Genomic DNA, 13183 nt, shown 5'->3' with positions numbered 1-13183 from the left:
CCCCCCCCCCCCCCCCCCCCCCCCCCCCCCCCCCCCCCCCCCCCCCCCCCCCCCCCCCCCCCCCCCCCCCCCCCCGCTGCGGGAGAGAGCTTACTTGAGGGTGCGCACCGGCACGTTCCAGATGTCCCGGGCATAGTCCCGGATGGAGCGGTCGGCGGCGAAGATGCCGGATCGGGCGATGTTCATGAGAGCCATCCGGTTCCACCGCTTGGGGTCCTGATAGGCCAGGCCGGCCCGCTGGTGGGCGTCCCGGTAGCTCTCGAAGTCGGCCAGCAGCAGGTACTCGTCCGCCGGGCCGCCGTCGCCGAACAGGAGGCGGCGGGCGATGTCGTCATAGGCCACGCCGTCGCCGAAGCCCACGTTGAGCTGGTCGATGACCGCGCGTAGCTCCGGATTGTGGACATAGTACTCATAGGACTTGTAGCCCTTCTGCTTCATCTCGGCCACCTCGTGGGCCTTGAGGCCGAAGAGGAAGATGTTCTCGTCCCCCAGCACCTGGTGCATCTCCACGTTGGCGCCGTCCAGGGTGCCGATGGTCACCGCGCCGTTCATCATGAACTTCATATTGCCGGTGCCGCTGGCCTCCTTGCCGGCGGTGGAGATCTGCTCGGAGAGCTCGCTGGCGGGCATCAGCTTCTCCGCCAGGCTCACCCGGTAGTTCTCCAGGAAGACCACCTGGAGCCGGTCTTTGCAGGCGGGGTCCCTGGCGATCATGTCGGCCACGGAGTTGATGAGGCGGATGATCCGCTTGGCCACCGCGTAGCCGGGGGCCGCCTTGGCGCCGAACAGGTAGGTGCGGGGGGTGAAGTCGAAGTGGGGGTCGGCCTTCATGCGCTGGTAGAGGTAGATGATGTGCAGTACGTTGAGCAGCTGCCGCTTGTACTCATGCAGCCGCTTCACCTGCACGTCAAAAAGGGCGTCGGTGTTGAGAATGACGCCGCTCTCCCGGGCCACCCAGGCGGCGAAGGCCTTCTTATTGTCCGCCTTGATCTGCCCCAGGCGGGAGAGCACGCCCGCGTCGTCCCGGTACTGCTCCAGCTCCTTGAGGGCGTCGGACTGGAGCAGGTATTTGTCCTTGCCGCAGCAGTCGCGGATCAGGGCGTCCAGCTCCGGGTTGCACTCGCTGAGCCAGCGGCGGTGGTCAATGCCGTTGGTGACGTTGGTAAACTTGTCGGGGGTGCGGGCATAGGCGTCGTGGAAGACGTCCCGCTTCAGAATGTCGGAGTGGAGGGCGGACACGCCGTTGATCTTGAAGCAGGCGCACACGCACAGGTTGGCCATGCGCACCTCGCCGCCCCAGATGATAGCCATGGGGGCCACCTTGGACAGATCGCCGTGGAAGTAGTCGGTCAGCGCCCGCTGGTAGCGGTTGGAGATCTCGATGAGGATCTGCCAGATGCGGGGCAGCCACTTCTCAATGAGCTGCTGGGGCCAGCGCTCCAGCGCCTCCGCCAGGACGGTGTGGTTGGTGTAGGCGATGGTGTGGGTGACGATGTACCACGCCTCGTCCCAGCCGTACCCCTCCTCGTCCAGCAGGATGCGCATCAGCTCCGGGATGGCCAGGGTGGGGTGGGTGTCGTTGATCTGGATGACATGCTTGAGGTGGAAGTTGCGCAGGGTGCCGTACTCGGCCCGGTGCTTGCGCACGATGGACTGGATGGTGGCGGAGACGAAGAAATACTGCTGCTTGAGGCGCAGGGACTTGCCCTCGTAGTGGTTGTCCTCGGGGTAGAGCACCTTGGAGATGGACTCGGCCATGGCCCGCTGCTCCACGGCTTTCAGATACTGGCCGGAGGAGAACAGGTTCATGTCCACCGGCGTGGGGCTGTTGGCGTCCCACAGGCGGAGCAGGTTGCCGTGCTCGGTGCCATAGCCGGCGATCTCCATGTCCTTGGGCACGGCCAGCACCACATCATACCCGGTGTGCTTTACCCGGTGGCGGCCCAGCGCGTCCCACTCGTCCTCCACCTTGCCGCCGAAGCGGACCTCCTCGGTCTCGTCCATCTTGGGGATGAGCCAGGCGTCGCCCAGCCCCAGCCAGTTGTCGGGCAGCTCCACCTGCTGGCCGTCCACGATCTTCTGCTTGAAGATGCCCAGCTCGTAGCAGATGGAGTAGCCTGTGGCGGGGATCTCCAGGGTGGTCATGGAGTCCAGGTAGCAGGCGGCCAGGCGGCCCAGGCCGCCGTTGCCCAGGCCGGCGTCGGGCTCGGCCTCAAACAGGTCGGGCGCGGAAAACCCAAGGCCCTCGATGGCCTGCTTCAGCGGCTCCGCCACGCCCAGGTTGTAGGCGTTCTTCATCAGGGACCGGCCCATCAGAAACTCCAGGGACAGGTAGTGAACCTGGCGCAGGTGCTCCACGGCCACCCGGTCGGCGGTCTTCATTTGCCGCTCGGACATGATGTCCCGCAGCACCAGGGCGCAGGACTTGAACATGTGCAGGCTGGTGGCCTCCTCCACGTCACGGCCGAAGTTGCGGCGCAGTTTGCCCGTGATGAGGGTCATCAGCTCTTTTTTGGTATATTTGTGCAATGCAGACATCTCCTGTTTCTGTTGAGATCAACATAGGAACGCTCCGCGGAAGGACACACCCGCCACGGAGCGCTCATTCTATCATGGGAATATGGTACTGTCAAGCGTAAAAAGCGGCCCTATTTCCCGGTCACCCAGCCGTAAATCTCCTCATAAGCCTTGGCCGACTTTTCCCAGGAGAAGTCGGCGGTCATGGCGTTCTTCTGGAGGGCCTTCCACGCCTTGGGCTCGTTGTGGTAGAGGTTCACCGCCTCGCTCAGTACGCCGGTCATCTCCTGCACGTTAATGTTGGCAAAGGAGAAGCCGGTGCCCTCGCCGGTGAACTTGTTGTAGGGCACCACGGAGTCCCGCAGGCCGCCGGTTTCCCGCACCACGGGGATGGTGCCGTAGCGCATGGCGATCATCTGGCTCAGGCCGCAGGGCTCGGAGATGGAGGGCATGAGGAACAGGTCGGCGCCGCCATAGATGGCGGTGGACAGGTTGGGGGAGTACATCATGTGGGCGGCGAAGCGGCCGGGGTACTGGTTCTGAGCTTGGCGGAAGGCCTCCTCATAGTTCCAGTCGCCGGTGCCCAGGACGATCATCTGTACGTCCATACCCATAATCTCGTGGATGGCGGCGGTGACCAGGTCGAAGCCCTTGTGCCGCACCAGGCGGGACACGCAGGCGATGATGGGGGCGTCCGGGTTCTCCCGCAGGCCGGACATCTGCTGCAGGGCGGCTTTGCAGTTCTTCTTGCCCGCCATCTGCCGCGCCGAGAAGAACTTGGTCAGGCCCTTGTCCCGCCAGGGGTCATACACCTCGGTGTCGATGCCGTTGAGGATGCCGCGCAGCTTGTGGCGGTTGTCGGCGATAACCCCCTCCAGGCCATGGGCATAGAAGGAGTACTGGAGCTCGTCGGCGTAGGTGGGGGAGACGGTGGTCACGTAGTCGGCGGCATAGATAGCCCCTTTCATCAGATTCACGTCTCCGTGGTAGGCCAGCATGTGCTCGTTGAAGTACCCGTCGTTGAGCCCGAACACATCCTTCAAAGTCTGGCTGCCGTATCGGCCCTGGTACTCGATGTTGTGGATGGTGAACACGCTCTTGGTGTCGCAGAGCTGGGGGATGCGGTGGCGCTCCTCCAGCAGATAGATGGGCACCAGGGCGGTCTGCCAGTCGTTGCAGTGGAGCACGTCTGGATGCCAGTTCAGCCAGCCCATGCTCTCCACCACAGCCCGGGAGAAGTAGGCGAAGCGCTCGCCATCGTCGTAGTGGCCGTAAATGTTGGAACGCTTGAAGTAGTATTCGTTGTCCACAAACCAGTAGGTGACGCCGTCCCGCTTCAGCTCAAAGATGCCGCAGTAGGGGCTGCGCCAGGCCAGGGTGATGTGGAAGCACTGGAGGTAGGTCATCTGACTGCGCCATTCCTCGCCGATGCCTTCGTAGAGGGGGAGGATCACCCGCACGTCATGGCCGTTTCCGGCCAGCGCCTTGGGCAGAGCGCCGGCCACGTCGGCCAGTCCGCCGGTCTTGATGAAGGGCGCACACTCAGAGGTGGCAAATAAGATGTTCATAGGCTCTCCTTATGTCGAAATTGAGCGGCAGGGGCAACCACCCGCGCGAGCGCGGGTGAGGGGTATCGCGGCCATTGTGCCGCCCAGAGGGCGGCACGGTGACCGCGTATCTAGGGGGGGACAGCGTCCCCCTGGAGTCGTCATACAATTTCGTTCTTCGCAATGGACAGCGGATAGGTGTTGTGGCCCATCAACATCCGGCCGGGGTTGACCCGCACGTTCTTGTCGGTGATGGCGTACTTGAGCACCGCGCCGGCCTGAACAGCGGTGCCCTGCATCAGCACGCATCCGCAGACCTTGGCCCCCTTCTCCACACGGACGCCGCGGAAGAGGATGGAGTTCTCTACCTCGCCCTCAATGATGCAGCCGTCAGCCACCAGGGAGTTGACCGCCCTGGAGCCTGGGCCGTAGTAGGTGGACGGGTCGGAGCGATCCTTGGTGCGGACAGGGCGGCCGGGGGCAAAGAGGTCGGTCCGCACCTCGGGGTTAAGCAGCTCCATGCTGCGGGCGAAGTAACCAGCCACGGACTGGAGGCGGGCGGCATAGCCGTCAAAGACGTATGGGCAAATCTTGAGCTGGCCGGCCATGGCCTGGAGCACGCCGGTGCTGAAGGAGGGAATATTGTGGGCCGCACAGTGGTCCACCAGGGAGAGCAGGAGCTGCTTGGAGAGAATGTAGACCTCCAGGGATTCGCAGCCCTGGGCAATGGGGGGGTGCACCAGTACGTCGGTGATCCGCCCTCCGGCGCCGATGGTGAAGTAGTCGCAGTCCTTGGGCGAGCCCATGGGGCGGCTGGTGCACACGGCGGTAATGTCCGCGTCATTGCGGATATGGGCCTCAAAGATGTCATTGAGGGGCAGGTTTACCGCCAGATCACCTCCAGCCAGCACCACGTAGTCCTGCCGGATGTACTGCAAATAGGAGCGAACGCCCGCCAGGGCGTCCATGCGGCCCCGGTAGATGCCCTCCCGCCGGCCCGAGTAGCCGAAGGGGGGGAGGATGCGCAGGCCGCCGTGCTTGCGGCTGAGGTCCCAGTCCTTGCCGGAGCCGACGTGATCCAGCAGGGACTGGTAGTTGGCGTGGACGATCAGGCCCACATCGGAGACACCGGCGTTGACCATGTTGGAGAGCATGAAGTCAATCACCCGGTACCGGCCGCCATAGGGGATGGAGCAGGTGTTGCGGTGCTGGGTCAGCTCCCGCAGATCCGGGTTGGAAAGGTAGGCGAAGATGATGCCGTGCAGCTTGTTCATCATTTCACCCCACCTCCTTTCACGTTACGGGTAATCATAGCTTTAGGGGAAACCACGGCGCTGGGGCCGATGTTCAGGTGCTGGGCGATGACAGCCACCCCCCAGTCCTCACTGCCGTCGGGAGAGGCGCCCACCCGGGCGTTCTCACCGATGACTGATTCCTCGGCCACGATGGCGTACTCCACCACCGCGCCCTTCTTCACCACCGTGCCGGGCATGAGGATGGAGTAGCGCACCACCGCGCCCTCCTCTACGGTGACGGAGTGGAAGAGCACAGAGTTCTCCACTGTGCCGTACACCTCACAGCCGCTGGTGACCATGGAGTGGTCCACCTTGGCGTCCTTGCCCATGAAATGGGGGGGGCGGATGGGGGTGCGGGCGTAGATGGGCCATTCAGTGTCGTAGGGGTCGATGCCGTTGTCGGGGGAAAGCATATCCATATTGGCGTCCCACAGGGAGTCGATGGTGCCCACGTCCTTCCAGTAGCCCTGGAAACGGTAAGCGGTCATCTTTTCGCCGGCGTTCAGCATGGCGGGGATGATGTTCTTGCCGAAGTCGTTGGAGCTCTTCTCATCGGCCTCGTCAGCGATGAGGTACTCCCGCAGCTTGGACCAGGTGAAGATGTAGATCCCCATGGAGGCCAGGTTGCTCTTGGGGTGCTTGGGCTTCTCCTCGAACTCATAGATGTCGTCGTTCTCGTCCACATTCATAATTCCGAAGCGGGAAGCCTCCTCCATGGGGACCTCCAGCACCGCGATGGTGCAGGCGGCGTCGGCCTCCTTGTGGCGGCGGAGCAGTTGGGTGTAGTCCATCTTGTAGACGTGGTCGCCGGACAGGATGAGTACATATTCCGGATCATAGGTCTCCAGGAAGTTGATGTTCTGGTAGATGGCGTTGGCCGTGCCTTTGTACCAGGTGCCCTTTTCTCCCTCCCGCATGTAGGGGGGCAGGATGTGGACGCCACCGTAGGACCGGTCCAGGTCCCAGGGCTCGCCGTTACCGATGTAGGCATTCAGCTCCAGCGGCCGGTACTGGGTGAGCACCCCAACCGTGTCGATACCGGAGTTGATGCAGTTGGACAGGGGAAAGTCGATGATGCGATACTTTCCTCCAAAGGGGACCGCGGGTTTTGCCACGTGGCTGGTGAGGGCGTGGAGACGGCTGCCCTGTCCGCCCGCCAGCAGCATGGCGACACATTCCTTTTTCACTTCTTATCACCTCAGCGTTTAACTGGAAAAAGCGTCAGGATTCCTTGGACTTGCGGGTGGTCTTTTTGGGGGCCGCCTTGGCTGTCTTGCCAGACTTTGCAGCCTTGGGCGCGGCTTCGGCGGTTTTTTTCCGGCGGGACGGGAACTTTCGGGTGCACTTGTAGATGGCGGCGCTCATGGGGGGCAGAGACAGAGTGATGGCCTGCTCCCGGCCGTGACACTCGATATACTGGCTTTTGACCGGCCCGGCATCGCCCCGGCCCAGTCCGCCGAAGGCGGGGTCGTCGGTGCTGAACAGGCAGGTATAGGTACCCGCCGTGGGCACGCCGATGGTATAGCCGGTACGGTCCACAGGAGAGAAGTTACACACTGTCACCAGGGTGCTGCCCTTCTTGTCTTTGCGGAGGAACGCAATGGTATTGGCCTGGTTGTCGTCGGCCTCAATCCACTCAAAGCCCTCCCAGGAGAAGTCCAGCTCCCACAGCTCCGGGTGGGCCAGGTAGAAGGCGTTGACCGCCTGGAAGAACGCCTTAAGGGCCCGGTGGCGGTCTCCGTCCTCCCCCTCCAGCTCCAGCAGGTGCCAGTCCAGAGAGTGCTCATAGTGCCACTCGTTCCACTGGCCGAACTCGCTGCCCATCATCAGCAGCTTCTTGCCCGGGTGGGTGAGCATATAGGTATAGAAAGCCCGCACGCCGGCAAATTTCTCCTCGTCCGTTCCGGGCATCTTGTTGATGAGGGAGCCCTTCATGTGCACTACCTCATCGTGGGACAGGGGGAGCACAAAATTCTCAGAGAAGGCATACATCAGCGAGAAGGTAATATCGTGGTGGTTGAACTGGCGGAAGTAGGGGTCCATTTTAATGTAGTGGAGAATGTCGTTCATCCACCCCATGTTCCACTTCAGGTTAAAGCCCAGGCCGCCCTCCAGTCCCCCCTTGTCCACCGGATGGGAAACCCGGGGCCAGGCGGTGGACTCCTCGGCGATCATCATCACGTCGCTGTGGGCACTGAAAATGTGGGTATTGAGCTGCTGGAGGAATTCAACGGCCTCCAGATTCTCGTGCCCGCCGAACACGTTGGGCACCCACTGGCCGTCCTGCCGGCCGTAGTCCAGGTAGAGCATGGAGGCCACCGCATCCACCCGAAGGCCGTCGATGTGGTACTGCTCCAGCCAGAACAGGGCGGAGGAGTAGAGGAAGGACCGCACCTCGCTTCGCCCGTAGTCAAACACCCGGGTGCCCCAGTCGGCGTGCTCCCCCTTCCGGGGGTCGGCATACTCGTAGCAGGGCTCCCCGTCAAACTCGTACAGGCCGAAGGCGTCCTTGGGGAAGTGGGCGGGCACCCAGTCCAGGATGACGCCGATGCCGGCCTGGTGGAGCTGATCCACCAGCCACATGAAGTCGTGTGGGGTGCCGAAGCGGCTGGTGGCCGCGAAGTAGCCGGTGCACTGATAGCCCCAGGAGGCGTCCAGGGGATGCTCCGTGACGGGGAGCAGCTCCACATGGGTGAAGCCCATCTCCTTCACGTAGGGCACCAGATATCTGCCGATGTCCCGGTAGGAGAGCATTTGGTCGTCGCCGGTGCGCCGCCAAGAGCCCAGATGTACCTCATAGATGTTCATGGGCTTCTGGTAGACCGGGTTGTTCTTCCGGTAATCCAGCCAGCTCCCGTCGCCCCACTGGTAACCGGACAGATCGTACAGCTTGGAGGCGGTGCCGGGGCGGGTCTCGGCATGGAAGGCATAGGGGTCGGCCTTGGCCAGGACCTTGCCCGAGCGGGTGTGCACGGCGTATTTATAGTTGTCATACTGCTGCAGGCCGGGGAGGAAGAGCTCCCACACGCCGCCCTCCAGGGCGGCCATGGGGTTGGCCCCATCATCCCAGCCGTTGAAGTCGCCCATTACGGCGACGGCCTGAGCATGAGGAGCCCAGACGCGGAACAGCCAGCCGGACTGTCCGCCGCGTACAGTGGGGTGGGAGCCCAGGAATTCCTGCGCCCGGACCGCCTGTCCCGCAAGGAACTGCGCCAGAGGCGCGGTGTCATTGGATATCGGCATAGGTGTCACTCCTTATTGGCAAAAATCCCCAAAAAGAGGGCTGGGAGCCAGGAGATCCTTGTCATTGGTGATAAAATAACTCCAGAATAGGTGGAAATTATTTGTATAAATTATACAACGTGATGGAGACATAGTCAAGACATGTATGGAAAAGCAAGTGTAAAATTTCCCATATTGGGCGGACGGGCGTTTTGGAGAGATTGCGCAGAGGGGGGAGCGGCAATGCCGCTCCCCCCTGCTCAATCGGATTATTCCGCCATAAACAGTGTTTTGAGGAACCGGGAGAAAATACCGGGAAGGGTCAGCCGTGCCACGGCCCGGTCGGCCACGATGGGGATGGTCTGCTGCTCCTGCCCGCCCACGGAGATCACCATCTCGCCCAGCTTTTGCCCCTGCTCCACCGGGGCCTCCACATTCTCGCACAGGCGCAGTTCGCTCGTCACGTCGTTGAGCTGGGCCTTGTCCACCAGAATCCGGCTGGACTGGGCGAGGACGGGCTGTACCGTGTCCTGCTCGCCCAGCAGCACATCGACAGGGGGGAGGGCCTGTCCGGGGTAGACGTCTGTGAGGGTATAATTGGCAAAGCCGAAGTTCAGCAGGCTCTTGGCCGACTCAAAGCGCTGCTCGGAGGTCTTGGCCTTGAGCACAACGGCGATGAGCTCCATACCGTCCCGCTCGGCCGTGGCGGACAGGCAGTAGCCTGCCGCGTCGGTGGAGCCGGTCTTGAGGCCAGTGGCCCCTTCATAGAAACGCACCAGCTTATTGGTATTGGCCAGTTGGAACTGACCGCCCCGGATGGAGTCCATCCAGATGGTGGTGTAGTCCCGGATTTTGGGGTGCTGGATCAGGGCGCGGCTCATGACCGCGATATCATGGGCGCTGGTCAGGTGGCCCGCCGCGGGCAGGCCGGTGCAGTTGACAAAGCAGGTGTCGGCCATGCCAAGCTCGGCGGCCCGCTGGTTCATCTGCTCCACAAAGCCCTCCTCGCTGCCTGCCAGGTGCTCGGCCAGGGCCACGGCGGCGTCATTGCCCGACACCACCGCCACGGCCTTGAGCATGTCGTCCACGCTCATCTGCTCCCCCTCTTTTAAATAGACCTGGGAGCCGCCCATGGAGGCGGCGTGGGCGGAGACGGTAACCATATCGTCCAGAGCCAGACGGCCGTCGTCAATGGCCTCCAGCACCAGCAGCAGCGTCATGACTTTGGTGACGCTGGCGGGCTCCAGCTTGTCGTGGGCGTTCTGTTCATAGAGGATGGCGCCGGTTTCCTTCTCCATCAGCACCGCAGCGGCGGCGTCCACCGTGGGCGCGCCGCTGACGGCCTGGGCGGGGAGGACCAGAAGCGCGGCGGCCAGCAGGGCCGCAGCCAGTTTTTTCATAACGTGTGATGCCTCCGTTTTTGAGATTCTCTGTCTCAGAGGATATGGAATCAGCGGGAATTCTATACGGAAGCGGGGCTTTTTTGGGGCGGGGAAAAATTTTTCCGTTTTTCTCTTTACAATATCGCTTTAGTGTGGTAATATACGAAAGCGAAGAGGAAAACGACCCAACTGAGGAGGAACTGCTATGAAACGAAATTGGACGGCTCTGGCCCTTGCTCTGGGCCTTACCCTGACCCTCACCGCCTGCGGCGGAAATCCCGGTGCGGCCGAGACGCCCGGCAGCGCGGCGCCGACCGGCTCTCAGACGCCTGCGGCAGAGAGCGACCTGGATTATGTCAAGGGCAACGGAGTGCTAAAGATCGGCTATACCCTGTTCGAGCCCATGAACTACCTGGGGGAGGACGGCGAGCTGACCGGCTTTGAGACCGAGTTTGCCACTGCCGTGTGCGCCAAGCTGGGGGTGGAGCCCAAGTTTGTGGAGATCAACTGGGATGCCAAGCTGCTGGAGCTGGAGAGCAAGAACATCGACTGCATCTGGAACGGTATGACCATCACACCGGAGCTCCAGGAGGCCATTTCGATCTCCGACCCCTACATCAAGAACTATCAGGTGGTGGTTATCCGCGCCGCCGACGCGGACAAATACACCTCCACCGAGTCCCTGGCCGGCGCCAATCTAGACGCGGAGGCCGGCTCCGCCGGTGAGGCGGCGGTTGCGGCCGACGAGTTCCTCAGCCAGGCCAGCTATACCTCTGTGGTGAAGCAGACCGACGCCCTGCTGGAGGTCAAGAGCGGAGCGGCGGACGCGGCGGTTATGGACTTCGTGCTGGCCAACACGCTGGCCGGCACCGGCGACTACTCCGACCTGATGGTCATTCCCGATCTGGAGCTGTCCGTGGAGGAGTACGGCATCGGCTTCCGCCAGGGCTCCGACCTCACCGCGGCGGTAAACCAGGCCATGCAGGAGCTCATTGACGACGGCACCCTCAACGAGCTGGCCGTCAAGTACGAGCTGGCCGACCTGCTGCTGGCCAACCAGTAAAACGTTCCGACACAAGAGGCAGGGGGTATATGCCCCCTGCCCCTTGTCCGCGTTGGACAGAGGAGAGAGAACATGTCATTCCAAACGGTAACCATGACCCTGCTGGACGGTTTTCTGCTCAATATTGAGCTCTTTGCCGTCACGCTGGTGTTGTCCCTGCCCCTGGGACTGGTGGTGTCCTTCGGCACCATGAGCCGCTTCAAGCCCCTGAGCCTTCTGGTGCGCCTGTATGTTTACATCATGCGCTCCACCCCACTGATGCTCCAACTGGCGGTGGTGTTCTATCTGCCCGGCATCGTCTTTGGGCCTGGACACTCCCTGGGGCGGATGGGGGCGGCCGTCCTGGCCTTTGTGCTCAACTACGCGGCCTACTTCTCCGAGATCTTCCGCGGCGGCATCCAGGGTGTCCCCGCCGGCCAGCGGGAGGCCGGGCAGGTGCTGGGCATGACCCGCAGCCAGATCTTCTTCCAGGTCACCCTGCTCCAGGTGGTCAAGCGCATCGTGCCTCCCATGGGCAACGAAATCATCACCCTGGTGAAGGACACCTCTTTGTCCAACTTCATCATGGTGGGGGAGATCATCAAGCTGGCCAAGGACTTCGGCAACAAGGGCATGATCTGGCCCCTGTTCTACGCCGGCGCTTTCTTCCTGGTGTTCAACGGCATTGTGGCCCTGGCCCTGAGCCGCACCGAGAAGAAGCTGGACTATTTCCGGGTTTGAGAGGAGCGCACAGCATGGCGATTTTACAGGTAGAGGATATCCAGAAGCGATTCGGCAGGACGCGGGTTCTGGAGGATATCAGCTTTTCCCTGGAGCAGGGGCAGGCCATGGCCATCATCGGCTCCTCCGGCTCCGGCAAGACCACCCTCCTGCGCTGCCTCAACTTCCTGGAGCAGCCCGATCGGGGCCGTATTACGGTGGGGGGAGAGGTGCTCTTTGACGCGGACGACCCCGCCACCCAGCGGGAGAGCGAGGTGCGCAAGAAGCGCCTCCACTTTGGGCTGGTGTTCCAGTCGTTCAACCTCTTTCCCCAGTACACCGCGCTGGAAAACGTGACCCTGGCCGGCCAGCTCCTGGCCCGGGAGCGGCCCGACTTTAAGGGGGAGAAGAAGCGCATCTTCGCTGAGATCGAGGAGAAGGGACGGACGCTGCTGGCCCAGATGGGTCTGGCCGACCGGGCGGGGCATTACCCCCACCAGCTCTCCGGCGGCCAGCAGCAGCGGGTGGCCATCGCCCGGGCCCTGGCCCTCAGCCCCGATATCCTCTGCTTTGACGAGCCCACCTCCGCCCTGGACCCGGAGCTCACCGGCGAGGTGCTGCGGGTGATCCGCGCCCTGGCCGAACAGAAGACCACCATGATCATCGTCACCCATGAGATGGCTTTCGCCCGGGACGTGGCCGACCAGGTGGTATTCATGGACGGAGGCGTGATTGTGGAACAGGGCGACGCCCGGCAGGTCATCGAGCACCCCCGGGAGGAGCGCACCCGCCAGTTCCTGGCCCGCTACAGCGAGAATTGAAGAATTGAAAATCGGACAAAAGCGTGGTATCATTTGAGATACCACGCTTTCACATGGATAAGGAGCTGAACACATGGACGAGGAACTGTTCCTGCCGGTGCTGTCCCACTTTGAAAACGGCAACTTCTGGACAGCCAGCGGCGGGGCCCTGCGCTACAAGGTGGTGCCCGATACAGGGGAGAGCCCCAGGCTCACCGCCGAGGTGTGGGAGGGCCCCTGGCGCTATCAGGACAGCACAGTGGAGGAGACAAAGGAATTTCCCCTCAGTGAGGAGGGGCTGGAGGAGCTGCGGGGCTGGCTGGCCCGGTGGCGGACGGAGATGAACGCGCGCCCAAAAAAGACCCTGGAGGAGACTCTGGCCGCCCGGGCCGCCCGCCGGGCGGAGCTGGAGGCCGCAGCGGCCGGGAAACAGGAAGGAGAAACAACATGACCTGGGGAACCTATTACTTTTTCTATGAGTGCCCTCAGTGCGGCAAGAAATACCGCTATGAACTGGAGGGAAGCGCCGACGAGGAGTTTGGCTTCTGCCCGGAGTGCCACGTGATGGGCACCTTCGTGGGGGAAACCAAGGATAACCAGCAGGGCGAGGACAAGTTCGCCGACTACGAGTTTGTATAAACAGGGGGCTCCCCGGCAA

Annotated in this window: 11 protein-coding genes; 5 read left to right on the top strand and 6 right to left on the bottom strand. The window is 62.5% G+C overall.

Annotated features, from left to right (window positions below):
- Window positions 1-90: 90 nt before the first annotated feature.
- The 6 genes from ACESY8_RS18805 to ACESY8_RS18780 form a co-directional block, all read right to left on the bottom strand.
- Complete coding sequence (locus tag ACESY8_RS18805) at window positions 91-2538, bottom strand: glycogen/starch/alpha-glucan phosphorylase (RefSeq protein ID WP_498794930.1); 2448 nt, start codon at window positions 2536-2538, stop codon at window positions 91-93.
- 110 nt (window positions 2539-2648) lie between these two features.
- A complete protein-coding gene (glgA, locus tag ACESY8_RS18800; RefSeq protein ID WP_055179755.1) occupies window positions 2649-4085 on the bottom strand; it encodes a glycogen synthase GlgA in 1437 nt (478 codons plus the stop codon).
- A 140-nt stretch (window positions 4086-4225) separates the two neighbouring features.
- Window positions 4226-5341, bottom strand: coding sequence for a glucose-1-phosphate adenylyltransferase subunit GlgD (gene glgD, locus ACESY8_RS18795; protein WP_054339554.1), 1116 nt, complete (start codon window positions 5339-5341; stop codon window positions 4226-4228).
- A complete protein-coding gene (locus ACESY8_RS18790) occupies window positions 5338-6546 on the bottom strand; it encodes a glucose-1-phosphate adenylyltransferase (protein WP_087358900.1) in 1209 nt (402 codons plus the stop codon). The genes glgD and ACESY8_RS18790 overlap by 4 nt, the downstream gene beginning before the upstream one ends.
- Before the next feature lie 34 nt (window positions 6547-6580).
- Window positions 6581-8602 carry a 1,4-alpha-glucan branching protein GlgB gene (glgB, locus tag ACESY8_RS18785; protein ID WP_226907611.1) on the bottom strand — a complete coding sequence of 674 codons (2022 nt, stop codon included), beginning with the start codon at window positions 8600-8602 and terminating at the stop codon, window positions 6581-6583.
- A 248-nt stretch (window positions 8603-8850) separates the two neighbouring features.
- Window positions 8851-9981, bottom strand: coding sequence for a D-alanyl-D-alanine carboxypeptidase family protein (locus tag ACESY8_RS18780; protein ID WP_009260244.1), 1131 nt, complete (start codon window positions 9979-9981; stop codon window positions 8851-8853).
- Window positions 9982-10168: 187 nt separating this feature from the next.
- Between ACESY8_RS18780 and ACESY8_RS18775 the strand changes: the two genes are divergently transcribed.
- From ACESY8_RS18775 to ACESY8_RS18755, 5 genes are all read left to right on the top strand, one after another.
- On the top strand, window positions 10169-11026 hold the full coding sequence (locus ACESY8_RS18775; RefSeq protein ID WP_024725104.1) for a transporter substrate-binding domain-containing protein: 858 nt from the start codon (window positions 10169-10171) through the stop codon (window positions 11024-11026).
- Window positions 11027-11098: 72 nt separating this feature from the next.
- Window positions 11099-11746, top strand: coding sequence for an amino acid ABC transporter permease (locus ACESY8_RS18770; RefSeq protein ID WP_054339553.1), 648 nt, complete (start codon window positions 11099-11101; stop codon window positions 11744-11746).
- Between the two features lie 14 nt (window positions 11747-11760).
- Window positions 11761-12546, top strand: a complete 786-nt coding sequence (locus ACESY8_RS18765; protein ID WP_009260246.1) for an amino acid ABC transporter ATP-binding protein — start codon at window positions 11761-11763, stop codon at window positions 12544-12546.
- A gap of 73 nt (window positions 12547-12619) precedes the next feature.
- On the top strand, window positions 12620-12976 hold the full coding sequence (locus tag ACESY8_RS18760) for a hypothetical protein (protein ID WP_054339552.1): 357 nt from the start codon (window positions 12620-12622) through the stop codon (window positions 12974-12976).
- The gene (locus ACESY8_RS18755) at window positions 12973-13164 is read left to right on the top strand and encodes a hypothetical protein (protein ID WP_007492768.1); all 192 of its coding nucleotides are present in this window, start codon (window positions 12973-12975) and stop codon (window positions 13162-13164) included. The genes ACESY8_RS18760 and ACESY8_RS18755 overlap by 4 nt, the downstream gene beginning before the upstream one ends.
- Window positions 13165-13183 lie beyond the last annotated feature (19 nt).

The sequence above is a fragment of the Clostridium sp. ATCC BAA-442 genome (assembly GCF_964239415.1).
Taxonomy (GTDB): domain Bacteria; phylum Bacillota; class Clostridia; order Oscillospirales; family Oscillospiraceae; genus Flavonifractor; species Flavonifractor plautii.
The sequence above is the reverse complement of the archived record's forward strand: the minus strand, read 5'-3'. Positions and strand labels throughout refer to the sequence as shown.